Source organism: Anabaena sp. EIM26, from assembly GCF_057568715.1.
In genome coordinates, this window is sequence record NZ_CM172472.1 from 1401547 (window position 1) to 1428255 (window position 26709).

The following is a 26709-nucleotide window of genomic DNA, read 5'->3' on the forward strand; positions in this document are numbered from 1 at the left end:
TAAAGTTAGAGTTATGACTGGCAAAAGAGATATTAAAATTCTCACAGAGCTTCTTGATTTAGATGATGTAAAAGTCATATCACATCGTCTTCATAGTGGGATTGGAATGATTTTACAAACCGAATCAAAAAAGTCATATGGTACTTGCCCCAACTGTGGCACAAAAAGCCATAAATTACATCAAAACCATCACCACATTATTAAAGACTTACCTTTTGGAGAAAAGCCAGTATTTTTAGAAATTAATAGACGACAGTCCAAATGTGCTGTATGTAAAAAACCGTTTAGCGAAGACCTAGATTTTGTCAGAAAAAAAGGACTTTTACAAAGCGACTGGCACATAAGACAATACAAGAAGTTTTAGAGAATGATATTCATAGTGTAGCGTCAAAAGGTATAGTGACAACGGAAGAAATAGAACGGATGCTAAAAGATGCATCCGAAACATTACCCAATTTAAAACCTCTGAACTTAAAAAGACTTGGACTTGATGAAATAGCTCTGATTAAAGGCAAAGGTAATTACTGTGCAGTCTTAATAGATTTAGATACATCTCAACTAATTACTATATTAAATGGACGTACGCAAGAAATAATCAAGAAAACTCTTATGGAATGGGGATTTGAGGTTTTAGAACAAATAGAAGAAGTCAGTATAGATTTGTGGCAAGGCTATAAAAATTTAGTCATAGAATTAATGCCAAATGCCCAGGTAGTAGCAGATAGATTTCATGTAATGGCACAGATAAATAAAGAACTAGATACACAAAGAAAAAAAGAAAAACGCAGCGTAGAAGAGTTAATTAAAAAAGCAAATTCAGCAGAAGAAAAATCTAAATATGAACAAATATTATCAGGTCTGAAAAATAGTAAATATCCCTTACTTAAGAATGAAGAGAATTTAAATGAGGAGCAATTACACAAACTTATTCAAGTTCAAAATGTATCCCCTGTATTGAAAGTAATGCATGAACTGAAAGAGAAAATTAGAACGATTTTTAATAATACTCGTGATTGGTATACGGGAGTCTTTAAACTGGGTATGTGGCTATCAAAAGCTAAAAAATATTTCCCAAATAGTAACAATACTATTATTCGTTGGTTTGATGAAATTATTGCTTACTTTGATAACCGAACAACTAGTGGTACTGTAGAAGGAATTAATAACAAACTTAAGCTGATCAAACGTTCTAGTTATGGGTTTAGAAACTTTGACAATTTCCGAGTTAGATGTTTACTTAATTGGCATCTATATTATTAGTTTAGCATAGCAACTACTGAAGAGCCCTAATGATTCTGATTTATTAAGAATTGAAGAACTTAAACAGGACTTACGCAAAACAGAACGGAAGTAGGGGTAATTCATGAATTACCCCTACGCAAGAATCAGGTTTTGAGTTCAATCTTGCGTAAGTCCTATTAAATTAGAAAATTGGTTGTTATCATGAAATCATGATCAAAATTTGATGCAGTAAATGAGTAGGGTGGGCATTTGGCAAGCAATAATTTTGACTTAAACGGATATAGAATTACCTCATACATAATATTTACCTCTTCTGTTCTCTGTATTCAAATTAATAGTCAAATTATTTACTCACTCCTGTGAGGATTTTCTAAGTAATAATTTTTGAAGGTATCAGCGTGTATATTCCCCTAAAGAAAGATCCCCATATTATCAAATGATGTAATAATAAATATAGAAATAGCTGCTAAGAAAACTTAAAAATAATTTCCATTATTAAATCCTAAACTCCTATGTTTATAGGAGGTTACATCATGAGCGGTAATGATATAAGAATTGTATCTTTAATTCCTAGTGCGACAGAAATTGTCGCTACTTTGGGTTTATCTGAAGCTATTGTAGGGCGATCGCACGAATGTGACTACCCCCCGGAAATAGCCCATCTTCCTGTTTGTACAGAATCACGCGTAAATGGCGATGATTCCAGCAATGCCATTCACAACGGCATCAACCATATATTGCAATCTGCGCTGAGTATCTACAAAATCAAATTGGATGTTTTAGAGAAACTGCAACCGACCCACATTATTACTCAAAACCAGTGTGATGTCTGTGCTATCAGTTTGCCAGAAGTGGAAAAAGCAGTTACTGAACTTACCCACAGTTCACCCCAAATTATATCCTTGCAACCTAACACTCTAGAGGATGTGTGGGGTGATATTGAGCGAGTTGGTCAAACCTTTGGCATAGATTCAGTAAATATACTGGATAACCTAGAAGCACGAGTCAAAATTTGTAATCGTAAAGTCCAAGGCCTTTTTGTCACAGAAATGCCCACAGTTGCTTGTATTGAGTGGACTAATCCTTTGATGATTGCTGCTAATTGGATTCCCGAATTAATCAATTTAGCAGGAGGACAAACTGTGTGTAGCAATATGGGTAAACCTGCTGCTCGCTTGCACTGGGAAACATTGGTAGCTAGTAATCCCGATGTCATCATTTTTATGCCCTGCGGCTTTGATTTACAACAGACTCAGCAACAAGCCAAATTGTTAACCCAACGCCCAGAGTGGGAAGAACTACACGCGGCTAAAGCTGGTAGAGTTTTCATTACTGACGGTAATTCTTACTTTAATCGTCCTGGCCCCCGCCTGGTAGATTCTGTGGAAATTTTAGCAGAGATATTGCACCCAGAGATATTTGAATATGGTTATAAAGGTATTGGTTGGGAACCTTTAAAAAACTAAAATCAACCGATCCAACCACCAAATACAGCAAGTCCGTAATATTTCCAAGGTACAGCTACAGTAGCAAAACCAGCCTTTTTTAGCATTTGTAGATTAGTGTCAAGGGTAGCTAATTGGTCTTGACTAGAATAACCTTGAGTATCAGATTTCCCTACCTTACTACGAATTTCTGGTAAATTTATTCCTTGTTGATTTGCCCATTCTACTCTTGCTGTTTGGTATATTTCTGCTAAGGCTGGTGTTTCTGGCAGAGTAGGATCAGCATTCCAAAAACAGCCTTGAGGAATGAGATTAATAGCAATTTGTTGAGTTAACCTGAGTTTCATTTCATCTGTAAGATGGTGAATAGCCAAAGATGAAACACAAGCATCAAAATCTGTCCCTATCCCTAATTTTTCTGGATAATTTGCCCATTCGCCAAAGTCTGCTTCGATTCCAGTCCATCGGTTTTCATATCCGGCAGCAACAACTTTAGCATGAGCAAATTTTATCATGCGTGGTGAATAGTCGAGGGAGATAACTTCAGCATTTGGAAAGTGGTTGAGGATTTTTAAACTAAGTTCCCCAGTTCCACAACCTAATTCTAAAATCCGATGAGTTGTAGCAGGTAAGCAACGGATAATTACCTCTAACATTTCATCATAGCGGGGTAATAGTTGGCGGATACCCAGATCAAAATCTTTGGTTTCGGCGAATACTTCACCGGGAAATATTTGTGTCATATTAGTAGTTATTAAATTGATTAATGTCTTCCTGGCTGTGGAATCTACTTTTATTGGTGATGCTGTTCCGCAGAATTCTAGCTTTGTTGCTACTTCATAGATTCATTGAACCAGTTACAATGGGTGCGTTAAAAAATTTGACTGTTTAACGCACTCGCAAACAATTACCCCTGTGACTCTTCCACTTGACCAACACGACGGATGTTAAGAATATCACTCATTTTTTTAATTTGTACAAATAAGTGTTCTAATTGATTGCGATCGCGGATATCAATACCCAAATCTATCAATGCTGGTTGTCCCAAAGCTGTTTTCACGTTAGCATGACGGACATTTATGCCTTGATCACTCAACCGCGATAAAATATCCTTTAATATTCCCACTCGGTCAAGAGTCTCAATTTGAATATCAATTGGGTATGTGTGAGGACGACCGCTATTTTCTACCGCTGAGTTCCATCTCACGGGTACTAGGCGTTCACATTCGACACTTTCCACATTATGACAGCCTTGGCGATGGATAGATATACCCCGACCTCTTGTCACCACACCAATAATCCCTTCACCTGGAATTGGCGTACAACACCCAGCTACATGATAAACCAACCCTTCAACCCCAAGAATTGGTGAATCACTAGCACGGGATGTAGTTGGTTGTGTTTCTCGTGCGGTTTTTGATGATGACTCTTTGGGTAAAAATGGGATCACATCAGCCACAGGTTGATCTGCTTTCACCACTTCTCGCCAGCGATTTAGCACCAGATTCAAAGTAATTTCACCGTAACCTAAACCGGCTAATAAATCCTCAACACTATGATAATTACACTTTTCAGACACAGTTTGCATTGCGTCAGATTTCAACAAGTTATCAAAACCAGTTTTACCCAATTCCTTTTCTAATAAATCTCTGCCCCGTGCGACATTTTCTTCCCGGCGCGATCGCTTGTACCATTGTTTAATTCTATATTTCGCTGCCGAAGTCCTGACAAAATTTAACCAATCCAAACTCGGATGGCTATTTTTTTGCGTAATCACATCTACAATATCCCCATTATGTAGTCGCGTTGATAATGGCACCATGCGCCCATTCACCCGCGTACCTGCACAATGGTTGCCCACCTCTGTATGAATTCGATAAGCAAAATCTATACTCGTAGAACCAGGACTTAGAGGTACGACATCCCCCTTAGGGGTGAAGACATAAACATCATCTTCAAATAAATTGTCTTTAACACTATCTAAGTATTCTTGAGCATCTTTTAAATCACTTTGCCATTCTAATAGTTGCCGCAACCAAGTAAACTTTTCATCTGAATTCGTTACTTGATTATTAGTAGAACTGCCTGTTTCTTTATACTTCCAATGTGCTGCAATCCCATATTCGGCAATATGATGCATATCCACAGTCCGAATTTGTACCTCTAAGGGGCGGCCAGTTAAACCAATTACCCCAGTATGCAACGACTGGTAACGGTTGGGTTTTGGCAAGCCGATGTAATCTTTAAATCTTCCCGGAATGGGGCGAAAAGCATCATGAACAACAGCCAAAGCGCGATAACATTCCTCATTGGTTTGCACAATTATTCGCAGTGCAGCCAAATCGTAAATTTCATGAAATTCTTTTTGTTGCCGGTGCATTTTTTGATAAATGCTATAAAGATGTTTGGGGCGGCCACTAATATCCAAACACTGAATTCCCGCTTGCTGCAAACGTTCCCGCAAGACGTTCGTAGTTTTGAGCAATTTTTCTTCTCGTGCCGTCCGTTTTTCAGAAACGTGCTGCTGAATTTCGCGGAAAGCGTCAGGTTCCAAATACTTAAACGCCAAATCCTCCAATTCCCATTTAATCCGCCAAATTCCCAAGCGATTGGCTAAAGGTGCAAATATATCTCGCGTTTCCTGGGCGCTGCGACGACGGCTTGCTTCTGACATATATTGCAAGGTTCGCATATTATGCAAACGGTCTGCCAACTTCACCACAATTACCCGAATATCTTGCGCCATAGCCAAAAACATTCGTCGGAAGTTTTCTGCTTGGCTTTCAGTTTTGCTAGTGAAATTGATTTTAGAAAGCTTGGTGACACCTTCCACTAGCAGACGGACTTCGGCTCCAAAAAGTTCTTCTATTTGTTCAATTGTAACTTCCGTATCTTCAACTACATCATGAAGAAATCCAGCTGCTATCATAGCAGGACTGCCTCCCAAATCTCGCAGTAAGCCAGCTACAGCAACCGGATGGGCAATATATGCTTCTCCAGATTTGCGGTATTGTCCTTGATGCAGTTGATAGGCAAATCTAAAAGCTCTACAAATCAAATCAATCTCGCTATGCGTTCGGTCATTTTCTGGTGTGCTGCTTTTGACGGATGTTTCTCGTAAACATTTCTTAAGCCATTCCGGAAGACTGACATCTACTGAGGAATCAAGAAGTAAGCTGCTCATACAAGAGAAATTATTAGATTTTTGGTGGATAAGTGAGATATAGACGAAAATGACAGCATCGCCATAACGAAGATGCTGTTATCATACAGACGGGTGGGAAACCCAATGTGAGGATGATGCGCTAATTGCCTATGATCATCATCCATTGTGGGTGTTTAAACGCATAAAGGTAAACATTGATTAATGGCAAACAAAGCCTCAAAGTATGAAGTGAGGCTGTTGATTTGATTAAGTCCTTAAAAAAGTTTATTGTAGAAGAAAATTTTCTTGACATTAATACTATCTTAACTAGCACTGGATGTCTCTGAATTTTAAGAAATATCAGGAATTCGCAACATTCCTAGAGCAATTATCCTCTGATGTTACAAAAACCCAACTAGATGCCCCTGCACTGAGGCAGCGTCTGACGGTTCTGCGGCAATGGTTTGTTGAGCAAATTGTGCCTTTGTCTGATGTAGACTGGCAGGAACAGTCTTATCAGACGGAGATGAGTAAGCAACTGCGTCTTTTGGAAATAGATGTGATGTTTTTCCAAGGGGCTAGGCAGTCATCAACAGCACAGGCGAGAATGAAAACTATCTGCGATCGCATTACAACTTTAATTCAATATTGCCATGCCATACTGCAACAAGAAGCACCAGAAGATTAAATCATGGCGCGAGTCATAGCAGAATTCACGAGTAAAAGTAGCTTGAGGATATTTGTCCATAAAACTACTAACTGTTAGATTTATAGACAGAATGGGAACTCTAGACTTAACAGTCATTTGTTCCAAAACCAGAAAATTGTATGTCGAAATTCAGCTTCAGATACCGATTGCTATCTTTAGGAATAGGTCAGCGCATTAGTTTAGGATATGCCTTGGTTCTGAGTATTGCTGTTTTCGGAACAATTACTGGCTTTAGTATCGGTAGTTATTACTACAAAGAAGCTTTTCTACAAGAAAAACACACTCGTAACGAAGTTGAATTGCTTCATCGTTTGCAAGCTGATATTCTTCAAGTACGTACCCATCAACAACAATTGATCCCTTTGTTGTCAAACCCGAAACAGTCTCAGAAAGAATATGCTCATATACTTCATCATCAAAAGGAAATTCAGAAATCGTGGGATGAACTCAAGAAGTTTATAGAAAATGAGCCTCAGTCAGATGAGAATTTAAATTCACCAGAAGTGCCGGAATTCTTGAAAACTTATGCTGGTGTTCCAGAACTTTACTTGAGAGAACTAGATAACCGAATGCGGCAAATTAGCTTGTTAAATCTGGAGTCACCCACAGAGTTTGATCAAGCCCAAACAATACTACTACAATTTACAAATGGCGATTTAGCACTCAAATATGATGGTATATCAGATGATCTGGTAGAAATAATTCAGAAATCATACGAGATATCTCATCAAGCAGAAAAGATGTTAGCGCATTCAAATAATATTGCTCAGGTAATCGTAATTACCAGCATCGGAATATCTATGGCTATCTCGATTATATTGGCAATTGTTACCAGTCGTGCGATCGCTAAACCTATCCAATCTCTGACCAATATCGCCCGCAGATCCACTGAAGAATCTAATTTCGATTTACAAGCTACTATTGAGTGTCATGATGAAATAGGTGTTTTAGCTAACTCTTTTAATCAACTCATTAATTCGGTGAAGGAACTATTACAGCAGCAACAGATCGCTAATGCTACACTTGTAGCTGATAAAGAAACTCTAGAACAAAATGTTCAAGAAAGAACCCAGGAACTTAGGGAAAAAAATACTGACCTACAACAGATTCTAGAGGAACTACAACACACTCAAGTTCAAATGGTGCAAAGTGCAAAAATGTCCGCTTTGGGCCAAATGGTTGCAGGTATTGCACACGAAATCAATAATCCAGTTAATTTTATCTTTGGTAATCTCACTCATGTTGATGAATATGCTAAAAGTATGCTGGAATTTGTACAACTTTACCAGCAGCACTATCCTGACCCAATTCCTGAAATTGAAACTAAGGCTAAAGAAATTGATCTAGAGTTTATCCAGGAAGATTTACCGAAAATACTTGCTTCTTTGAACATGGGTGCTGAACGCATTCGCAACATTGTCTTATCTCTTCGCAACTTTTCACGGATAGATGAAGCAGATTTCAAAGCAGTAGACATTCATGAGGGCATTGATAGCACATTATTAATCTTACAACATTCTCTGAAAGAAAAACATGACCGTCCAGCAATTCAAGTGATCAAACAATATAGTGATTTGCCTCTGATTCAGTGCTATCCTGGACAACTTAATCAGGTATTTATGAATATTCTTTCTAACGCGATTGATGCTCTAGATGAAGTCGATGCGACACGAACTTATGAGCAAATGCAAGCAAATCCTAGCCGAATTACTATCCACACTTCGTTGGTGGATTCACGATTCGCGCAAATTACCATTGCTGATAATGGAACTGGTATTTGTGAAGAGGTACAAAACAAGATTTTTAATCCATTCTTTACAACTAAAAATGTTGGCAAAGGCACAGGTTTAGGAATGTCTATCAGCTATCAAATTATTACGGAAAAACATCGTGGTAAACTAAATTGTATTTCTCAACGTGGAAAAGGAACAGAATTTATCATTTATCTGCCGATTAAACATACATAGCAGTCCTATTTGAGTTAAAAACCAACTCATACTATAGAAATTAGGAAATAGAAGGTGTTTATGAATTATTTAGGATTGCTATAGTCAAAAAAGTAGGTCAGTATGGGCATATGGCAATACACTATATTTTGCACTTTTACCAAATCTGATAAACTATCTTAAATTTACGATTTAATAAAAGCTGACAACGTCGGCTAATAATTAATTTATGAATGAAGTCTTATTTAGTATTGAAAATCTGCGTGTAGCTTATCCGCAACGTAGTGGGGAAGAAGCAAGTTGGGCGATTGATGATGTCTCTTTTATCCTCCAACCCGGTGAAAGAATGGGTTTGGTGGGAGAGTCTGGTTGTGGTAAATCCACAATTGGCAAGGCTGTTATGCGTTTGCTACCTTCTTCTAGTTGTATTGAGGGCAAAGTAAATTTTCAGGGACAATCAGTATTAGATTTAACACCAAACCAGATGCGAAAGTTTCGCGGAGAAGCTGTAGCACTGATTTTTCAAGATCCAATGACGCGACTTGATCCACTGATGACCATTGGTAATCATTGTATTGAAACGCTTTTGGCTCATTCACCAGAGTTATCAAAACAGCAAGCCAAGGAAAAAGCACTGGCAACTTTAGAAAAGGTGAAGATTCCTGCTAGTCGCTGGAGTCAGTATCCCCATGAGTTTAGCGGTGGAATGCGTCAACGGGTAGCGATCGCACTTGCTCTCCTTCTCAATCCTAAACTAATTGTGGCTGATGAACCTACAACTAGCTTAGATGTTACCGTTTCTGCCCAAATTTTACAAGAATTAACCCGATTGTGTGGTGAAGAGAATATGGGGTTATTGCTGATTTCCCATGATTTAGCAATGGTGGGTGAATATTGCGATCGCATCGGTGTTATGTATCAAGGTAAAATGGTAGAAATGGGGAAAACAGAAACCGTATTTAAACAACCCCAACACGAATATACCCAATCTCTCCTCAAAGCAGCTTTACACATTCAGGCAGAACAGGAAGCAGAATCAGAAAACCAGGAAAAACCTATATTATCCCCGATTTTAAAAGTTACAGAACTCAAACAACATTATACCATTGAACCTAACTTTATTGAACGCCTATTTAAAGGAGAAGGTCAAACAATTAAAGCTGTAGATGGGATTAATTTAGAATTATATCCAGGGGAAATATTAGGATTAGTTGGTGAGTCGGGTTGTGGTAAAAGTACACTTTCTAGAACCATTTTACAATTAATTCGCCCTACATCTGGGAAAGTTGAATTTTTAGGCAGGGAATTAACTAATTTGTCACGCCAAGAAATTCGCTCTTCCCGGCGAGAAATACAAATGATGTTTCAAGATCCTCATGCTTGTTTAAATCCAGCCATGACAGTAGGACAAAGTATTGCTGATCCTTTATTAATTCACAATTTAGCTAATACTGGAGCAGCAAAAGAACAGGTTTTGTGGATGTTAGATAAAGTAGGATTATCACCAGCAGAAATTTATTATCAGCGTTATCCTAGTGATTTATCTGGGGGACAACAACAACGAGTTGCGATCGCACGCGCCTTAATTACTCGTCCTAAACTAGTCATATGCGATGAACCCGTAAGTATGTTAGATGCTAGTGTACAGACACAAGTCCTAGATTTGATGTTGCAACTAAAAGCCGAATTTGAGCTAACTTACCTATTCATCACCCATGATTTGTGGTTAGCGCGGTTTTTGTGCGATCGCATCGCCGTCATGAATAGCGGTAAAATAGTTGAACTAGGCATCACCAAAGAAATTTTCTCTAATCCCCAACACCCCTACACCAAAACTCTCCTAGCAGCTGCACCCCTATTAGCGAAAGCTTAATATTAGGAGTTAGGAGTTCGGAGTTCGGAGTCAGGAGTCAGGAGTCAGGAGTCAGGAGTCAGGAGTCAGGAGTCAGGAGTCAGGAGTCAGGAGTTCGGAGTTCGGAGTTCGGAGTCAGGAGTCAGGAGTCAGGAGTCAGGATAAAATTACCAATTACCAATCACCAATTACCAATTACCAATTACCAATTACCAATCACCAAAGTAATTAATGTCTAAAAATTCATCTTCAAAACCTTACGCAACCAATACTAATCCATCAGATAAATGGCAAGAAAGAATAGCACAAATAGCATATCGCTTCAACCGACAATATCAAAATCAACCCTTTGAAGTACCAGAAGAAGTACAAGCAATGCCAATATTTCGAGAATGGAATACTGGCTTATTAGGGGATAGAATAGTATCACCTTTTTGGGAAATCGCTCAACCTCAAAAAAATCAACACTGCTTAGATATTGGTTGCGGTGTCAGCTTTTTAATCTATCCTTGGCGAGATTGGCAAGCATTTTTTTATGGGCAAGAAATTAGTAATATAGCTAGAGATACGCTCAATTCCCGTGGTTCACAATTGAACTCCAAACTTTTTAAAGGTGTGGAATTAGGCGCATCACATCATCTAAATTACGCTTCAGATCAGTTTGATTTAGTCATAGCTACAGGATTTAGTTGTTATTTTCCCTTAGAATATTGGCAAGCCGTTTTACTAGAAGTCAAACGAGTATTGAAACCAGATGGACATTTTGTATTTGATATTCTTAATTCAGAACAACCTTTAGCAGAAGATTGGGCAGTTTTAGAAACTTATTTAGGTGCTGAAGTGTTTCTAGAATCTGGGACTGAATGGGAAAAAACCATTAAAGCAGCGGGTGGTAAAGTAGCTAAACGCCAATTAGGAGAATTATTCGAGTTATATAAAGTACGGTTTTGAGATAAAATTTAGTGAATAAACTAAAAACCTAGATATATCAAAAGTTTCAGGCTAAAAAAAAGTTGGAAAAATTGCAAGAAATAAGCAATAAAAGCATCAAAAACCGTTCATTTACCCAGATTTGATAATATTCTAATCTCCTTCTAATTCTTCTTTCTGACTCCTGACTCCTGACTCCTGACTCCTAGCCCTAATTATAGCAACCCTAGATCCTTCAAGCTGCTGCGTGTAATCTCAATTCTAGCAGGTAGATCATCTGGTTTATTGATGACAAGATTTGTAGCAAAAAAGTAGACATTTTTGTTTTGTTCCAAATAGCCAACAAACCAGCCTATTTGTGGTTTATTAGTAATTGACCACCCTGTTTTAGCGCGTAGCGTGTAATCTGGAGTCTGTTCCCGCACCATAATATCTTTAACAACATCCACTGTCCGTTTTGTAAAAGGTAAATTACCTTCATACAACCGTTGCAAAAAATCAATTTGCGCTTTGGGTGTAATTTTCAATGGACTTTGCAGCCAGAAACGATCAATGTCTGCGGCAGTACCAATTTGACGGTTGCCATAACCGACTTTATCAATCCATTGCTGCATTCTTTCATATCCAATTCTACGTGCTAGAACTTGATAAAACCAGACAGTGGAATTTTTGAAGGCTTGACGTAAATTCGTATCCTGATTCCAACCCTCAAAATCCCGATGAATTCCATCCCAAGTCAGGACAGCCACATCATCAGCAATCACACCTGTTTCTAAAGCCGTCAAGGCGTTGAAAATCTTGAAAGTTGAAGCTGGAGTCATTGCCGTGGCATTGCGCTGAGGATTGTGTTCATAGGTGAGGTTGTTTTTTGAGTCATGAATTAATATCGATCCTTCAACCCCAAATTTTTGGAAATGCCGTCCCAAATCTGGGACTTTAACACTCACTTTTGCTGAGTGTGTAGATGAGTTAGAAGAGGGTTGAGCCTGGACATATATTGATCCTAAGCTAATAATAACTATGAGTGTGAAAACAAAACTGAGCGATTGCACGTAGCGCAGCACCAGAGACGATCGCCAAATACGCAACAAAATTTTTTCTCCATTTAGATAAAATACAATCAACAAAAAACCGCATAAATTTTCCGGTGACAGTGTATTATTTGTAAATATTTTACTAAGAATTTTGCCCAAATAGCCGCAATGACCATCCGCCATGCCACAGAAACAGACTTACCGATAATTGTAGACATTTATAACGCTGCTGTTCCTAGCCGCATGGCTACAGCCGATTTAGAACCTGTATCTGTGGAAAGTCGCATGGCTTGGTTTAGAGGACGAGTACCCTCACAACGACCACTGTGGATTATTGAAGCAGATGGTGCGATCGCTGGCTGGCTAAGTTTCCAATCATTTTATGGCAGACCAGCTTACCATTCCACAGCCGAAATTAGTATTTACATTTCCCCAAACTTTCAAAAACGTGGTTTAGGAAAGCGACTAGTAGAACAAGCAATCAAAGAAAGTCCGAATTTAGGTTTAAAAACCTTAGTTAGCTTTATTTTTGCCCATAATCACCCCAGTTTGAAGCTATTTGAAAAATTTGGCTTTCAACATTGGGGGCATTTGCCCAAAATAGCCGATTTAGCAGGTGTAGAAAGGGATTTAATTATTATGGGGTTACGAGTTGGAAAACCGGAATAAAGTATACCTTAACTAGCCATCACGAACTGCGTACACCAAGATGCATAAAAATGTTTTTAAGTCCTGAGTCTGAGAGTAACTGGCCACCACTCAGCACTCAGCACCGAAGCCGCAAACAGAATTTTTATCGAGCAGTTAAAGTATCAAAGTTGTATTCAGTACCAACTTTTAGCTGATTAGCATTGTAACGAGGAGACATCAACAGAGAAGTATCGTAAGGATTCGGTAAATCAGGGGTACGAAGATATGGATCATTCATACTTTGTTGAGTGAGAACATCCCGATAAAGAGTATTAACCAACTCAGCATCTTTCGCTATTTCATTATCAGGGAAAGTTGTCCCGAACTTACCTCCAGGCCCCAGCAAAGAATCTACCTGACGCTTTAAACTGCCATTATCGTAAAAATTAGGATCATGGCGAAAATAAGCTCTCTCGAAGCTATCACTCGTTGTTTCATAATGATCTGCTTGCATCTGAGCAACTGCAACTACAGGAAAAGCAGTACTAGTAACCAGGAGTACTAGTAATCCACTAAAGCCTTGCCATTTTATACCCATATTGACTACTCCTCAATTTTTGGACGAATCTTAATTTATGCTTAGTCTCAGAACTCTCATGAGTTTAACCTTTGGTGTAGCACAACTTTTAATCGTTTGTAATGTCTAATTCTACTGAAACATCTAACCAATCGGATATTTGGGCAACTACTACTGATTTAACAACCCTGCGTCAGAAGTTACTAGATTTATTTTGCCAACTTGCTTATCAAGAAGGTGATTTTGTTCTCTCTTCTGGACAGCAGAGTTCTTACTATATTAACGGTAAACAAGTAACACTCCACCCTCAAGGTGCATTGGCAGTAGGCAGACTTTTGTTACAACTCTTACCGGAAGATACACAAGCAGTAGCAGGTTTAACCTTGGGGGCTGACCCCATAGTTTCAGCAGTGAGTGTAGTTTCCGTCTATGAAAATCGACCCCTACCAGCTTTAATTATTCGCAAAGAAGCGAAAGGTCATGGAACAATGGCTTATATAGAAGGCCCCAGTTTGCCAAAAGGTGCAAACGTAGTGGTTTTAGAAGACGTTGTTACTACTGGGCAATCTGCACTGAAAGCTGTAGAGCGATTGCAAGCAGCAGGTTATACAGTCAATAGAGTAATTTCTTTGATAGACCGATTACAAGGGGGAGCAGAGTTATATCAGTCTCATGGGTTGCAATTTGATGTCCTGTTTTCAATTCGGGATCTACAGGAACGGTATCAGCAGATACTCAAGAAAGTTCCAAATCATTAGTAATACTAACAGGACTTACGCAAAAAATAACGAAAGTAGCGGTAATTTATGAATTATCGCTACGTAATAATAAGGTTTTCAGCTGCATCTAGCGTAAGTCCTAACTAATTCAGGGATAGCTCAGTTGAGCCGCTGACGCTCACGTAAGCCTCATTTATCTGTAATCTCCGAATACCGTAGAGACGTTCTATGGAACGTCTTTACAGTCAGGAATAAAGCGCGGTTTAATAGTATCTTTTTGGTAAGTATGCAACTTTTAAGTGCGTACTTTTCATCTTATACGGGAACATCTTAAACTAGATAGTAATCCTAAATAATTTATGAACTTAGTAGGACTTAATTATGATGTCTCAAAATACGATTAACTACATAATTCATGACGGAAATTTACGCGGTCATAGTCAAATTGACTGGCTCGATAGTTATCATACATTTTCCTTCAGTCACTTTCATGATCCCAAACGCATGGGATTTCGTTCTTTAAGAGTCATTAATGATGACCGCATTGCTGCTGGGGCTGGATTTCCTACTCACGGACATCGAGATATGGAAATCCTCACCTATGTTGTATCAGGTGCAGTTGAACATAAAGATAGTTTGGGTACAGGTTCAGTCATTCGTCCCGGTGACGCACAGATTATGAGTGCGGGTACTGGTATCATGCACAGCGAATTTAATCACTCAAAAACTGAAGAGTTACATTTATTGCAAATCTGGATGTTACCAGACACACCAGGATTATCACCAAGGTATGACCAAAAGGCTTTTTCAGCAGAAGAAAAGCGAGGAAAACTGAGATTAATCGCAGCTAAAGATGGACGTGATGGTGCTGTGACTATTCACCAAGATATTGATTTATATGCATCTATTTTAGAGAAGGGCGATGTTGTAAATTATCATGTCCAGCCTCATCGTTATGCCTGGTTACAAATAGCGGCAGGTGAAGCAACTTTCAATGGTCAAGAACTAAGAGCCGGTGACGGAGTCCAAATTACTGGAGAAGAACGACTAGAAATTAGTACAAATCTCAGTGCAGAAATCTTGCTTTTTGACTTAGCTTAAACAAAAATTCAACCTAAAGCCTAATATTTGGCAAACATGGGGCTTTTTCTGCTTAATCTTCTTTAATCACTATCGAAATAAATCGACTATTTTCACCTGAGTTCGACATAAGATAATTTGTGGAAAACTCGCCCCCAGTAGAGTTTCAAACCCTTATTCTCTCGCTCTTAAAAGTCATAACTCCGTTCGGTGAAGCCGTGCCGTAGGCATAGGAGAAACTCCGAACTCAGGTATTTTCCGGTTCATAGCCTGGTAAAAATTAAGGTTTCATTCCCATTTGACAAAAGAGAGCAAAGCTAATGTTGCCCTTCCAGACAATATTTGACAATCAGCAGACAATTTCTGTTATCAGCATCTCGTTCATAAACAACATGATCTGCCAAGCGTCGGAGGAGAAACCATCCATACCCACCTACTTGTAGAGTACCTGGCTCTGGCTCAATGATCGCGTCAGGATTAAATGGTTTTCCATGATCCCAAATTCTCATTTCTAGTCGGTCAATCCATAGACTCAATTCAATATCTATCGTTGTATCTGGTGGTAAAGAACGATGAGCGTGGCGAACTGCGTTGGTAAAGCCTTCTGCTAATGCTAAATTGAGGCGATAGAGTTGGCTTTCTGACCAGCCGTATTGGGTTAAATATTGCAGACAGAATTTTTCAAACCATTGTTGCACCTGGTTTAGGAGCTTCAGATCGCTCTTTACTGTCAGATGGTCTTGCTGCACTATGGTAAGCATTGACCGTGACTTGAATATTAAGTAAATGAAAAATGCTAGTTTTGTTGGTTTGAAATTTAGCAATAGCTTTGATCTTATATCCAAAATTTCAAATTCCAGACAAAACTTAGACTCTAAAAATCTATGCCTGTGCGTTTTAAAAAGCATATTAGCCAGGAATATGAGTGACTAATGGACTATGTAAGCCCTGCGGCTAAGTTGTTAGACTCATAACCTAGGTATATGCTCTTTAAACTCACAGGCATTACAGTACTTTGTGGAAAAACTCAGTTAGAACAGTCCCAAAGTCAGAGATTTATCTAATGGCAATGCAGCACCAATACCTAACCAGATAGTTACAAAAGTACCAAACAAAAATACTGTTGTTGCTACTGGACGACGGAAGGGGTTTTGGAACTTATTCACGTTCTCAATGAAGGGAACGAGAATCAGACCCAAGGGTACGGAAGCCATTGCCAATACTCCTAACAGTTTGTTAGGAAGGGAGCGTAAAATTTGGAAAACGGGATATAGATACCACTCTGGCAAAATTTCCAAGGGGGTAGCAAAGGGATTAGCAGGTTCACCTGTCATGGCGGGATCTAGGACTGCTAGAGCGACGATACAAGCGAATGAACCCATAATCACGATTGGGAACACGTAGAGCAAATCATTAGGCCAAGCTGGTTCACCATAATAGTTGTGACCCATGCCTTTGGCAAGTTTGGCTCTTAACTGAGGATCACTGAGATCCGGTTTTTTTTGCGTTGACATTTTGAAATTTGCTCTCCTGCTTAAATTAAGTTAAAGCATTTGTGAAAGCCATCAGCTATTTAGGTAAGCCGCACGCTTGTGCGTCTGGTTGAAAGCCACAAATTTAGTATGACACTAAGTTCTGTCTTGCTAGTTGAAATCAGTTTTTGTAGCTTTCAATGCTTACAGCTTCAGAGAATAGTGTTTGTTTTTCACTTAAATGTTATTTGCCCTAAGTTTAAAACAAACGACTCTGATCTGGAAACAGTTTTTACCTATTTAGTGATAATTTTCAGTTACAAAGGCCCAGAAATACCTTGTTTGCGGATCATCAAGAAGTGGAACAGCATGAATACTGCAATCAACCAAGGTAGAACGAAGGTGTGGGCGCTATAGTAGCGGGTTAGGGTGGCTTGACCGACGCTAGAACCACCACGTAGCAGGTCAGAGATGAGTACACCAACTACGGGAATTGCTTCGGGTACACCACTAACGATTTTTACAGCCCAGTAACCAACTTGATCCCAAGGTAGGGAATAACCGGTCACACCGAAGGAAACTGTGATGACAGCGAGGATGACTCCACTGACCCAGGTGAGTTCGCGGGGTTTTTTGAAACCACCGGTTAGATAAACTCGGAAGACGTGCAGAATCATCATTAGCACCATCATGCTGGCTGACCAGCGGTGAATGGAGCGAATTAGCCAGCCGAAGTTGACTTCATTCATGATGTACTGAACGGAGGAATAAGCTTCAGCTACTGTGGGCTTGTAGTAGAATGTCATCGCAAATCCAGTGGCAAACTGGATAAGGAAGCAAACGAGGGTGATTCCACCTAGACAGTAGAAAATGTTGACGTGGGGAGGGACGTACTTACTGGTTACATCTTCAGCGAGCGCTTCAAGGTCTAAGCGTTCCTCAAACCAGTCATAAACGTTGGCCATACAATCTTAAGTTCCTAAAAATTGGTTGCGGTTGATAAATCTCCCAATAGCAATTTTGGGATTTTCACAAAGAGTAGCTTTCTTGCAGAATCGTTAAGATTTTCAGAAACTTAACACTCTGTAAATATCGAATATATTGCGATCTCTTTGCAAGCCAACGCTGAAAATGTTGGTTCCAAAGTAGATTTTATCGTTTTTGAGGAGGGATATGCACAGCAGCTGTTGATGACAACTTGATGAGAGCAATGCACCTCTTCTATAAAAAAAGTAACATAGTCGAGAGATAGATTTCATCAAAAACGTGGCAACTGGACTGTTAGAGCTAATTTGGGTTGTGGTGAACATGAATAAAAAGGTTTTGAGGTGGGGATTTTCCTTACTATTGGGTTTTTGCTTGATTTTTGGCTCATTCATCTCACCTGCGATCGCTTTGACTCAGGAACAAAAGCTGGTTTCTGAGGTGTGGCGAATTGTCAATCGCTCTTATCTGGATGAGACGTTTAATCATCAAAACTGGTCGGATGTGCGGCAACAGGCTCTAAAAAAGCCGCTGCTCAATGACCAGGCAGCATACACGGCAATTCAGAAGATGCTGAAAAGCCTTGATGATCCTTTTACTAGGTTTCTAGACCCAGAGCAGTACCGCAGTTTGCAAGTTAGTACTTCTGGTGAACTGACGGGTGTGGGTTTACAAATTGCCCTCAATCCCCAAACGGGTATTTTGGAGGTAATTACACCTATTGAGGGTTCGCCGGCAGAGAAAGCTGGGTTAAGACCACGCGATCGCATTTTGAAGATTGAAGGATTATCCACAGAAAATCTGACTCTTGATGAAGCTGCTTCTCGAATGCGTGGCCCTATCGGCAGTGTGGTATCACTTTTGATTGGCCGAGAGGGAGAAACAGACCAGGAATTTATCTTGATGCGCGATCGCATTGAACTTAATCCTGTTGTAGCTGATTTGCGTTTATCCCCCCAAGGAAAACCCATTGGCTACCTCCGTCTCACGCAATTTAATGCTAATGCGGCTATGGAGTTAGCACACGCTATTTCTAGTTTAGAAAAAAAAGGCGCAGCTGCCTATATTCTTGATCTGCGAAATAATCCAGGGGGTTTATTACAAGCAGGTGTTGAAGTTGCTCGTCAGTGGTTAGATTCTGGCACAATCGTCTACACGGTCAATCGTCAAGGGATTCAGGGCAATTTTGAAGCCTCTGGACAAGCCTTAACACCAGACCCATTAGTGATTTTGGTGAATCAAGGAACGGCTAGTGCTAGTGAGATTCTAGCTGGTGCGCTGCAAGATAATGGTCGCGCCCAGTTAGTAGGTGAAACTACCTTTGGTAAGGGTCTAATTCAATCGTTATTTGAATTATCCGATGGTTCTGGTTTGGCAGTGACAATTGCTAAATATGAAACTCCCAACCATCGAGATATTAACAAACTCGGTATTAAACCAGACACAGTAATTACCCAAATACCAATCACCCGTGACCAAATTGCCACAGAAGCAGACAGCCAATATCAAGCCGCTGTAGAATTGTTGACCAAAAACTTGGTAGTAGCAGAAAAGGAATGATGGAGAAGATGAGGAAGCACAAGGAAAATTCCTACTCAATACTCGGTACTCAGTACTCGGTACTGACTAATCGCTGATAAGCTTGGTCTATAAAGTGTTTGCCTCGAAGGAAACCGATGTTACCGCCGGGGCAAATGTATTGTAGAGTTTCTGGCGTAAAGCGATCGCATAAAGCTTGAACACTTTTTAGTTGTCTAGGCCAGTGAAAAGTTTTTGCAGTGCGTAATGGGACAGGTTCACCTTGCAAGTTAGGGACTAAATGCCGTCCCGAAAAGAGAACTCCCCCAAATTCACGATAATATAGACATGAGGAGCCTGGAGAATGTCCAGGTGTCCAGATAACTTGTGTGGTGGCATCAAGAGTCAATTCTTGACCAAAGGTAGTGACATTTAAGCCAGGTAATAAATAAGCTTCTTGCTCTTGAATGAGAATCTCACAATCAAGGGCTTGTTGAATTTCTGCTGTTTTACCAATAGCACCACGATGAGTTATGAACAACCAGCGTACACCTTTATCTGTTTGTGTAGTTTGCTCCAGACATTCCCAAAAATCCTGATTAATTTGCTCTAAAGAGGGGCAGTCGATGAGAATATTACCTTCATTTCTTACAATGAGATAAGAAGTTCCTCCTAATGTATCTCGATTTGGTGGCAAGGCAAAAATTTTGTTGATGCCCAAGTCGGTAGATGCTGATTCTGTTTCAGTTGAAGTAGAAAGGATTTCTCCTACTGGCATTTGACCAGAAAGTATATTCTGAGGAGGCTTAATTGGATAACTTGTTTGTTGAAGTGCGGGAGACATAAATCAAATAATTTCAAAATCAAGAATTCTTATTTCTTAGTAGGTCTCTTTAAATAGGAGTAATACTACCTGAAGAGAATTTTTAGAGGGTAAGGCGTTTTCAATGTACAGAATAACCCATATCACCTGAGTTCGGAGTTCGGAGTTCGGAGTTCGGAGTTCGGAGTTCGGAGTTCGGAGTTCGGAGACGCTACGCGAACGGAGTTATGATTTTTAAAAGCGAGAGAATAAGGGTTTGAAACTTTACTGGGGGCGAGTTTTCCACAAATTATCTTATATCGAACTCAGTATGACATCAGTCCAATTTTCAACCGTTTGCAGTATAACTTCTGTGTTCCTACTTCCTTGATCATGAACTCCTGTTTGCGTCAGCGTCTGTGCAGGAAATATCAAGGCAATCCTGAACTACTTTTTTGTCCAAATTAGTGAACATAACATGGCATTTTGGTTTCTTCTCTTACTGGGTCTAGCTACTTATCTCATAGTGCAGCGCAGCGTTGCTCATATCACCAGAACACCAGTGTGGTTATTGTGGCTGGTGTTAATGACACCTGCAATAATCTTAAGCGGTTGGACATTGATTTATGGTGTCAAACAACCACCTCCACCAGGGCTGATTATCTGGCCTCTGGTAGTTTCTCTACTGGTATACTGGTTTTTGTTCCTATCAGGGCGTAGAGTACCAGGGGATACCCAGACTCAAGGACAAATGACAGGATCACCATCAGCTAATAATCCTACTTCCGAAGCATCACCAGTGCGTCCCATTCAGCCGGCAGAAGAAACTAATTTGCGGAATTGTTTTCCTTGGTCTGTATACTACCTACAAAACATTGAGTATCGACCCCAAGCGGTGATTTGTCGTGGTCAGTTGCGAACCAAGGCCAATCAAGCTTATCACCAAATTAAAACAAATATTGAAGGGCAATTTGGCGATCGCTTTTTGGTGATATTTCAAGAAGGTATGAATGATAAACCCTTCTTTGTACTCGTTCCCAATTCCCAAGCTGCTAAACAAAATCCAAACCGCGCTTCAGAAAATTTAACTCAAGCCGCAGTAGCCCTTTCCCTGTTGTTACTGACTTTATTCACCACCACCTTAATAGGATCGCAAATTGCTGGGGTGGAACTAGCAAAACTCAAATCTGACCTCACTCTACTCACAAATGGTTTACCCTACGCCTTAGGACTCATCACCATCTTGGGTATCCATGAACTTGGTCACTATTTCACGGCTCGATTCCATAAAATTCGCTCGACCCTGCCTTATTTTATCCCTGTGCCTTTTTTCTTAGGAACTTTTGGCGCATTTATTCAAATGCGTAGTCCCATTCCCCACCGCAAAGCATTATTTGATGTTAGTATTGCTGGGCCAATTGCTGGTTTTATCGCCACTTTACCTCTACTGATCTGGGGTTTAGCTCATTCGGAAGTAGTACCTTTGAGCGCAAAAATGGGACTGTTAAACCCCAATGCCCTGAATCCTAAATATTCAATTTTATTAGCATTGCTCTCAAAATTAGCCTTGGGAAGTGAATTAACCGCCCAATCTGCCTTAAATTTACATCCCGTGGCAGTAGCTGGATTTTTAGGATTAATTGTCACCGCATTAAATTTGATGCCCGTGGGGCAACTTGATGGAGGTCATATTGTCCATGCCATGTTTGGACAACGTACCGCAGTTGTCATTGGTCAAATCGCTCGCTTGTTGTTACTCATGCTGTCTTTTATCCGTAGAGAATTTCTGTTGTGGGCAATTCTGTTATTATTTATTCCCTTAATTGATGAGCCAGCGCTGAACGATGTTACAGAACTGGATAACGGACGTGATATTTTAGGATTAAGTGCGATCGCTTTATTATTATTAATAATCCTGCCCCTACCTCAATTCTTAGCTCGTGTGTTGCAGATTTAAAACAACTCTCAGTTTGCAGAAATTCGTCATACTCTATATGTGTACTAATTGAGTAAAAGACAAAATTTATGCAAATTCAAACACCAGACTGGGTTAAACACGCCGTTTTCTATCAAATCTTCCCCGATAGATTCGCCAAAAGTAAACAATCACGTAAGAGTTTATTACGAAATGCCAATTGGGAAGCATGGGAAGCAATGCCAACCCTCCAAGGTTATAAAGGTGGAGATTTGTGGGGCATATTGGAACAATTAGACTATATCCAAAGTTTAGGAATTAACGCCATTTACTTCACACCCATCTTTCAATCTGCAAGTAATCACCGCTATCACACCCATGATTATTATCAAGTTGATCCACTTTTAGGAGGTAATGAAGCCTTTAAAGAATTACTAGATGCAGCCCATCACAGGAATATTAAAATTGTTCTTGATGGAGTATTTAATCATGCAAGCCGGGGCATATTCTTTTTTCACGACATTTTAGAAAATGGACCTCATTCACCTTGGGTAAATTGGTTTAAAATCCACGGCTGGCCGCTGGCACCATATACAGGTGATGCACCTGCAAACTATGAAGGCTGGGCAGGAATTCGCTCATTACCAGTATTTAATCATGATAACCCAGAAGTACGGGAATACATCATGGAAATTGCCGAATATTGGATTAAATTTGGCATTGATGGTTGGCGTTTAGATGTACCTTTTGAAATTAAAACTCCAGGATTTTGGCAAGAATTTCGCCAACGAATCAAAGCTATTAATCCAGATGCTTATATTGTCGGAGAAGTGTGGGGAGACTCCCGTGAATGGTTAGATGGAACCCAATTTGATGGGGTAATGAATTATTTATTTGCTGGGCCAACTATTGCCTTTACCGCAGGCGACAGAGTAGATTTAGAACAAGTACAAGGCCGTGATTATCAACCATCTCCACCATTATTTGCGGCTGAATACGCTGCTAAAATTAAAGAATTACTAGCACTTTATCCTTGGGAAATTCAGCTAACACAACTTAATTTACTTGCAAGTCATGATACAGCTAGATTAATTACCATTGCTGGTGGTGATATCCCCAGTGCAGAATTAGCAACTTTACTTTTACTCACTTTTCCCGGTGCATCTAGTATTTATTATGGTGATGAAGTTGGTTTACCAGGTGCATTAGATCCTGATTCTCGTCGGGGTTTTCCTTTAGAAGCAAATTGGAATTTAGAAATTCTTGATACTCACAGAAAATTAATTTCTCTACGTCATAAATATCAAGCTTTGCGGATTGGGGATTATCAAGTTCTTTATGCACAGGGAACGCTGTATATATTTGCGCGAACCTTGGGAACTGAGGAATTAATTATTGCTGTGAATGTGGGAACAGCAACCGCAACGGGTAATGTAGATTGTAGCAATTTACAAACTCAACCTGATCAAATTTTGTTTGGTACTGGTGAAATTGAATGGAATAGTAAAGTTCTTGATTTAACCGTTCCTCCGCGTACTGGTTGCATTTTGGGTTAAATATCGAAATTTCGGTGAAAGCGATTGTCAATTTTATCAGTTTTTTGCTGATTACAAGTTAAGCAGAGAGTTTGTAAATTACTAATATCGTTTTTTCCACCACGAGACAAAGGGATAATATGATCAATACTGAGGTTAGTTTCTTGGGAAGTTTTACCACAGCTTTGACACTGATATTTATCCCTTTGGAAAACGTAAGTTCTGACTTCTGAGGGTATGGTGATACGTGGGGTTTTGTTCATGTTTTTATCTCACGCAAAGGCGCAAAGACGCAAAGGTAAGAGTTATGATGTAGCATCATTTATCATCCGACGTAAATCATCAAGAGGTGATTCTGGTTCTTTTATTTCTGTATCTTCTTCAACGTAAAATTCAACTCTGAGTTTAAATTTAAGTTTCCCTTTTTTCCAAGATTTAGAACCTAAATTTAGCATTTTGACATCCATACCTTCTTTGAAACATTCAGTATTATAATGTCTATCTTGTAAATAATAAATCTTTTGTCTCCTCAATGCTTCCCATAGAGAACTCAAAAAGTTTGTATCACTTCCGAGTTCTTCAAATGCTTGTTTCAATTTATTAACTTTATAAGTTAAATCATTACATTCAATCACATCATCATCATTACACTCTATCAACTTAAACTTATCTTTCATTTCTTTCTTCCTTTGCGCCTTTGCGCCTTTGCGTGAGATAATTCTTAATTAGGTGAACACAGCAAACCCCTGCATTCACCCCAAAATATTATACTATACCTATTCTTCCCCAATTATCGGCAGTAAATGTTCATATAACTGCATCGCTTGTAAACAGCTATTTATTCCAGCAACTGCTGTATTATACTCCTCAATTTTCCCCGCAACCTGACTCAATAAACGCTGATTATTAGCGATCTTTTCCTCAGCTTCTTGTTCCAAAGTTCTCTCTAAATAAGCACGCGCATGGGGATATTGTTGTAAAATATCATCTGCTTGTTTATCCCCCATTGGTAATAACTGAGTTTTGATAGTTTGGTTGATGGTTTGTCGGAAAGATTTACGAATGGTATTTTCAACTTTTGGTTCAAAGTCTAACTTCAATAATTGTCTAATTGCTGGTTCAGCTTCAATTATACTTTCTGCATCATAACCTTGTGATGTTTGTTGTAATGTTTGCCGAAATTGATAGATGGAAAATGTTCCTTCATCGTAAAATCTGGGACTTTCTCTCACAAATCTATCGCATTCCACCCTAGCAGCATTTACCAAAGCTTGAGAAACTTGTTTTTCTATCAATTTTATTTCTGATTCAATTCCCCCATCATTCCCTAATAAACGATACAATTGACGGTAATATTCTGATTTTCTAATCTTTTCCATTAACTGCTGGAATAGATTAGCATTTACTTGTTGACAAGAGTCTATTAAAATATCTTCCAACTGATTTGATAGATAATAAAAAGCCTCTACTAAAATAGCCAATAAAGGTGCAGTTGCATTGCGGGGATGACTCAATGTTGCACGACGATAAACTTCTGCAACGGAAAATGTATCTAGTAATTCATCAAGACGACGAATCATCCGAGATTGTAATTGTCGAAAATCTGCTTCAAATTCTTCACAATTATTATTAATTAATCTGTTGACTTCTTCGTGAATATGTTGGCTAAAATCTCTCCCAACTTGCTGGAGTTGCTGATTTAATTTTTGCAACTCATATTCTTTCATACTTTCGATTTCACGCGGTTGACTATCTAAGTCAATTTGCACGTTTTGATAGTGTTTTTTGAGTTTAATGCAAATATCTTCTAAATCATCAGCGAGGTTTTTAAATAACTGTGGACGTTTTTCTTCTGTCAGATAGCGTGTAATTGATGTGCGAAATTCTTCAACACCACTATCTTGAATGAGTTGCTTAATTAATGGTGTTCCCTGTTCGTTTAAAATTCTCACATAGTTTTCATTTGGTGTTTCAAAGCTGTTAACGGAAATGCGAAATTGACTGGGGGATAATTTACCAGAGTTAGCACAATAGCGATTAAACTCATTAATAAATTGTGGTGTTTCTTCTCTCCCATCTAAACCTTTCACACTTTCAGCAAAAATCGAGTCTAAACCAAATCTATCTGATCTCGTTGTTTGTTTAAGTTGACTTCCGTAAAAACCTAGTAACCCGCTGGTTTTATAAACTCTGCTACTATCTCGAAATTGATTGTTAATTAAATCTTCTAAACGTTGTCTGAGTTGGTTGTTATACCAAGTTTCATCAATGCGGTTGAAGATATAAAAAACCCTGTCTCTTATTCCTGCATTTTCCCGCATTATTTCTAATAATTCGGTTTCTTCCTTCGTCAGATCACCCGCAGCAGCAGGTTTGAGAACACATACGACTGCTGATGTATCTGGATGTTGAATTTTTGCATAAGTTAATTGTGCATCTTTTTCTACGGGTGCATCAATTCCTGGTGTGTCAATAATGACGTTACCATCTTCTAAAAGTGGATGATGACAGTAATATTCTATTCGCTTCAAAACTGCGCTGTTACTACCTCTTCGTGCATATCCCGCAGCTTCCTTGAGGTTGGTAAAGTTGAATTGTTCCATTGAGTATGTAGCATTATTAACCGTGTTGATGCGATCGCGGTTTGTTACATATCCTTCTAATAACAAAATTAACGCTTTTGCTTGTTTTCCCCGTTCTGATTTACTCTCTCCACCTTCCTGTTGAACAATTACCATACAACCTTGACGCAATAAATCAATTACATCAGATTGATTAATATTTTCTACTGTAGTAAATCCCAATTGCTGACACAAAGAAACCGCTTGTTCCCGAACTTCTACTTCACTCAAAAAGGTTAAAACAACTCTTTCTGAATCTGCTGGTGCATACTCAATTTTGCATTCTGTACCAGTCGCGTGTCCTTCTGCACTATATAATAATTCCCTCTCCAATAGTGCATTAATCAACATTGATTTACCCGCACTAAAAGCACCTGCGAACACAATCTCAAATTTCGGAGAAATTGCTTTATCCAAAGATATTTGCACAGATGTAATATCTTGAGAACGCAACGCTGCTTCTTGGTGCAACAGTTGTAAAATAGATTCAACTTGAGTTTGTAATTGCTGGCACTGAGGCGCTAAACTTGACATAATAAGTAGTAAACAAAGT

General features: G+C 39.2%; 22 protein-coding genes and 1 pseudogene. 12 read left to right on the forward strand and 11 right to left on the reverse strand.

The genetic code is table 11. The annotated features are described in order from the left end of the window. Window positions 1–13: 13 nt before the first annotated feature. Window positions 14–1260: pseudogene (locus AC012T_RS05990) on the forward strand (ISL3 family transposase). A 515-nt stretch (window positions 1261–1775) separates the two neighbouring features. After that, entirely contained in the window at window positions 1776–2708 is a 933-nt protein-coding gene (locus AC012T_RS05995; protein WP_487063976.1) for a cobalamin-binding protein, read from the forward strand. Window positions 2709–2710: 2 nt separating this feature from the next. On the opposite strand, the gene AC012T_RS06000 is transcribed toward AC012T_RS05995, so the two are convergent. Together AC012T_RS06000 and AC012T_RS06005 are read right to left on the reverse strand one after the other, a co-directional pair. After that, window positions 2711–3430, reverse strand: a complete 720-nt coding sequence (locus AC012T_RS06000; protein WP_487063978.1) for a class I SAM-dependent methyltransferase — start codon at window positions 3428–3430, stop codon at window positions 2711–2713. A gap of 164 nt (window positions 3431–3594) precedes the next feature. Further along, complete coding sequence (locus AC012T_RS06005; protein WP_487063980.1) at window positions 3595–5871, reverse strand: RelA/SpoT family protein; 2277 nt, start codon at window positions 5869–5871, stop codon at window positions 3595–3597. Window positions 5872–6169: 298 nt separating this feature from the next. On the opposite strand from AC012T_RS06005, the gene patD reads away from it, so the two are divergent. From patD to AC012T_RS06025, 4 genes are all read left to right on the forward strand, one after another. Beyond that, window positions 6170–6520 (forward strand): heterocyst frequency control protein PatD, encoded by a 351-nt coding sequence (gene patD / locus AC012T_RS06010; protein ID WP_487063982.1) that lies wholly within the window; start codon window positions 6170–6172, stop codon window positions 6518–6520. A 140-nt stretch (window positions 6521–6660) separates the two neighbouring features. Beyond that, entirely contained in the window at window positions 6661–8508 is a 1848-nt protein-coding gene (locus tag AC012T_RS06015; RefSeq protein ID WP_487063984.1) for a sensor histidine kinase, read from the forward strand. A 208-nt stretch (window positions 8509–8716) separates the two neighbouring features. After that, on the forward strand, window positions 8717–10360 hold the full coding sequence (locus AC012T_RS06020) for a dipeptide ABC transporter ATP-binding protein (protein WP_487063986.1): 1644 nt from the start codon (window positions 8717–8719) through the stop codon (window positions 10358–10360). A 210-nt stretch (window positions 10361–10570) separates the two neighbouring features. Continuing rightward, window positions 10571–11290, forward strand: coding sequence for a class I SAM-dependent methyltransferase (locus tag AC012T_RS06025; RefSeq protein ID WP_487063988.1), 720 nt, complete (start codon window positions 10571–10573; stop codon window positions 11288–11290). 194 nt (window positions 11291–11484) lie between these two features. Here AC012T_RS06025 and blaOXA read toward each other — a convergent pair whose 3' ends face one another. Further along, window positions 11485–12360 carry a class D beta-lactamase gene (gene blaOXA / locus AC012T_RS06030; protein ID WP_487066474.1) on the reverse strand — a complete coding sequence of 292 codons (876 nt, stop codon included), beginning with the start codon at window positions 12358–12360 and terminating at the stop codon, window positions 11485–11487. Window positions 12361–12471: 111 nt separating this feature from the next. Here blaOXA and AC012T_RS06035 point away from each other — a divergent pair, with 111 nt between their 5' ends. After that, window positions 12472–12972 carry a GNAT family N-acetyltransferase gene (locus AC012T_RS06035; RefSeq protein WP_487063990.1) on the forward strand — a complete coding sequence of 167 codons (501 nt, stop codon included), beginning with the start codon at window positions 12472–12474 and terminating at the stop codon, window positions 12970–12972. 124 nt (window positions 12973–13096) lie between these two features. Here the strand turns inward: AC012T_RS06035 and AC012T_RS06040 are convergent, their stop codons facing one another. After that, window positions 13097–13531 carry a hypothetical protein gene (locus tag AC012T_RS06040; RefSeq protein ID WP_487063992.1) on the reverse strand — a complete coding sequence of 145 codons (435 nt, stop codon included), beginning with the start codon at window positions 13529–13531 and terminating at the stop codon, window positions 13097–13099. Window positions 13532–13632: 101 nt separating this feature from the next. Between AC012T_RS06040 and pyrE the strand changes: the two genes are divergently transcribed. Together pyrE and AC012T_RS06050 are read left to right on the forward strand one after the other, a co-directional pair. Next, a complete protein-coding gene (gene pyrE, locus AC012T_RS06045; RefSeq protein ID WP_487063994.1) occupies window positions 13633–14268 on the forward strand; it encodes an orotate phosphoribosyltransferase in 636 nt (211 codons plus the stop codon). 345 nt (window positions 14269–14613) lie between these two features. Then, window positions 14614–15330, forward strand: a complete 717-nt coding sequence (locus AC012T_RS06050) for a pirin family protein (protein WP_487066476.1) — start codon at window positions 14614–14616, stop codon at window positions 15328–15330. 296 nt (window positions 15331–15626) lie between these two features. On the opposite strand, the gene AC012T_RS06055 is transcribed toward AC012T_RS06050, so the two are convergent. The 3 genes from AC012T_RS06055 to petB all read right to left on the reverse strand — a co-directional run bounded on the left by AC012T_RS06055 (window position 15627) and on the right by petB (window position 17746). Beyond that, the gene (locus AC012T_RS06055) at window positions 15627–16070 is read right to left on the reverse strand and encodes an ATP-binding protein (protein ID WP_487063996.1); all 444 of its coding nucleotides are present in this window, start codon (window positions 16068–16070) and stop codon (window positions 15627–15629) included. A gap of 270 nt (window positions 16071–16340) precedes the next feature. Beyond that, a complete protein-coding gene (gene petD, locus AC012T_RS06060; RefSeq protein ID WP_487063998.1) occupies window positions 16341–16823 on the reverse strand; it encodes a cytochrome b6-f complex subunit IV in 483 nt (160 codons plus the stop codon). A gap of 275 nt (window positions 16824–17098) precedes the next feature. Further along, a complete protein-coding gene (gene petB / locus AC012T_RS06065; RefSeq protein WP_015212945.1) occupies window positions 17099–17746 on the reverse strand; it encodes a cytochrome b6 in 648 nt (215 codons plus the stop codon). A gap of 343 nt (window positions 17747–18089) precedes the next feature. Between petB and ctpA the strand changes: the two genes are divergently transcribed. Further along, window positions 18090–19325 carry a carboxyl-terminal processing protease CtpA gene (ctpA, locus tag AC012T_RS06070; protein WP_487066478.1) on the forward strand — a complete coding sequence of 412 codons (1236 nt, stop codon included), beginning with the start codon at window positions 18090–18092 and terminating at the stop codon, window positions 19323–19325. A 49-nt stretch (window positions 19326–19374) separates the two neighbouring features. Here the strand turns inward: ctpA and AC012T_RS06075 are convergent, their stop codons facing one another. After that, window positions 19375–20127, reverse strand: a complete 753-nt coding sequence (locus AC012T_RS06075; RefSeq protein WP_487064000.1) for an MBL fold metallo-hydrolase — start codon at window positions 20125–20127, stop codon at window positions 19375–19377. A 436-nt stretch (window positions 20128–20563) separates the two neighbouring features. Between AC012T_RS06075 and AC012T_RS06080 the strand changes: the two genes are divergently transcribed. Continuing rightward, entirely contained in the window at window positions 20564–22042 is a 1479-nt protein-coding gene (locus AC012T_RS06080; protein WP_487064002.1) for a site-2 protease family protein, read from the forward strand. 68 nt (window positions 22043–22110) lie between these two features. Beyond that, window positions 22111–23556 (forward strand): glycoside hydrolase family 13 protein, encoded by a 1446-nt coding sequence (locus AC012T_RS06085; protein WP_487064004.1) that lies wholly within the window; start codon window positions 22111–22113, stop codon window positions 23554–23556. Here the strand turns inward: AC012T_RS06085 and AC012T_RS06090 are convergent. The 3 genes from AC012T_RS06090 to AC012T_RS06100 form a co-directional block, all read right to left on the reverse strand. Continuing rightward, on the reverse strand, window positions 23553–23798 hold the full coding sequence (locus AC012T_RS06090) for an HNH endonuclease (RefSeq protein WP_487064006.1): 246 nt from the start codon (window positions 23796–23798) through the stop codon (window positions 23553–23555). The two genes, AC012T_RS06085 and AC012T_RS06090, sit on opposite strands and share 4 nt — an antisense overlap. 42 nt (window positions 23799–23840) lie before the next feature. Further along, complete coding sequence (locus AC012T_RS06095; protein WP_487064008.1) at window positions 23841–24212, reverse strand: KGK domain-containing protein; 372 nt, start codon at window positions 24210–24212, stop codon at window positions 23841–23843. A 99-nt stretch (window positions 24213–24311) separates the two neighbouring features. After that, the gene (locus tag AC012T_RS06100) at window positions 24312–26690 is read right to left on the reverse strand and encodes a dynamin family protein (protein ID WP_487064010.1); all 2379 of its coding nucleotides are present in this window, start codon (window positions 26688–26690) and stop codon (window positions 24312–24314) included. Window positions 26691–26709: the final 19 nt, after the last annotated feature.

What these genes read in the sequence shown, in the direction of transcription:
- AC012T_RS06040 (WP_487063992.1), bottom strand. Translation starts at nt 13,531, where the DNA reads ATGGGTATAAAATGGCAAGGCTTTAGTGGATTACTAGTACTCCTGGTT.
- AC012T_RS06020 (WP_487063986.1), top strand. Translation starts at nt 8,717, where the DNA reads ATGAATGAAGTCTTATTTAGTATTGAAAATCTGCGTGTAGCTTATCCG.
- AC012T_RS06085 (WP_487064004.1), top strand. Translation starts at nt 22,111, where the DNA reads ATGCAAATTCAAACACCAGACTGGGTTAAACACGCCGTTTTCTATCAA.
- AC012T_RS06050 (WP_487066476.1), top strand. Translation starts at nt 14,614, where the DNA reads ATGTCTCAAAATACGATTAACTACATAATTCATGACGGAAATTTACGC.
- patD (WP_487063982.1), top strand. Translation starts at nt 6,170, where the DNA reads ATGTCTCTGAATTTTAAGAAATATCAGGAATTCGCAACATTCCTAGAG.
- AC012T_RS06090 (WP_487064006.1), bottom strand. Translation starts at nt 23,798, where the DNA reads ATGAACAAAACCCCACGTATCACCATACCCTCAGAAGTCAGAACTTAC.
- AC012T_RS06080 (WP_487064002.1), top strand. Translation starts at nt 20,564, where the DNA reads ATGGCATTTTGGTTTCTTCTCTTACTGGGTCTAGCTACTTATCTCATA.
- AC012T_RS06005 (WP_487063980.1), bottom strand. Translation starts at nt 5,871, where the DNA reads ATGAGCAGCTTACTTCTTGATTCCTCAGTAGATGTCAGTCTTCCGGAA.
- AC012T_RS06025 (WP_487063988.1), top strand. Translation starts at nt 10,571, where the DNA reads ATGTCTAAAAATTCATCTTCAAAACCTTACGCAACCAATACTAATCCA.
- pyrE (WP_487063994.1), top strand. Translation starts at nt 13,633, where the DNA reads ATGTCTAATTCTACTGAAACATCTAACCAATCGGATATTTGGGCAACT.
- ctpA (WP_487066478.1), top strand. Translation starts at nt 18,090, where the DNA reads ATGAATAAAAAGGTTTTGAGGTGGGGATTTTCCTTACTATTGGGTTTT.
- AC012T_RS05995 (WP_487063976.1), top strand. Translation starts at nt 1,776, where the DNA reads ATGAGCGGTAATGATATAAGAATTGTATCTTTAATTCCTAGTGCGACA.
- AC012T_RS06035 (WP_487063990.1), top strand. Translation starts at nt 12,472, where the DNA reads ATGACCATCCGCCATGCCACAGAAACAGACTTACCGATAATTGTAGAC.
- AC012T_RS06100 (WP_487064010.1), bottom strand. Translation starts at nt 26,690, where the DNA reads ATGTCAAGTTTAGCGCCTCAGTGCCAGCAATTACAAACTCAAGTTGAA.
- petB (WP_015212945.1), bottom strand. Translation starts at nt 17,746, where the DNA reads ATGGCCAACGTTTATGACTGGTTTGAGGAACGCTTAGACCTTGAAGCG.
- AC012T_RS06015 (WP_487063984.1), top strand. Translation starts at nt 6,661, where the DNA reads ATGTCGAAATTCAGCTTCAGATACCGATTGCTATCTTTAGGAATAGGT.
- petD (WP_487063998.1), bottom strand. Translation starts at nt 16,823, where the DNA reads ATGTCAACGCAAAAAAAACCGGATCTCAGTGATCCTCAGTTAAGAGCC.
- AC012T_RS06095 (WP_487064008.1), bottom strand. Translation starts at nt 24,212, where the DNA reads ATGAAAGATAAGTTTAAGTTGATAGAGTGTAATGATGATGATGTGATT.
- AC012T_RS06000 (WP_487063978.1), bottom strand. Translation starts at nt 3,430, where the DNA reads ATGACACAAATATTTCCCGGTGAAGTATTCGCCGAAACCAAAGATTTT.
- AC012T_RS06055 (WP_487063996.1), bottom strand. Translation starts at nt 16,070, where the DNA reads ATGCTTACCATAGTGCAGCAAGACCATCTGACAGTAAAGAGCGATCTG.
- AC012T_RS06075 (WP_487064000.1), bottom strand. Translation starts at nt 20,127, where the DNA reads ATGTCTCCCGCACTTCAACAAACAAGTTATCCAATTAAGCCTCCTCAG.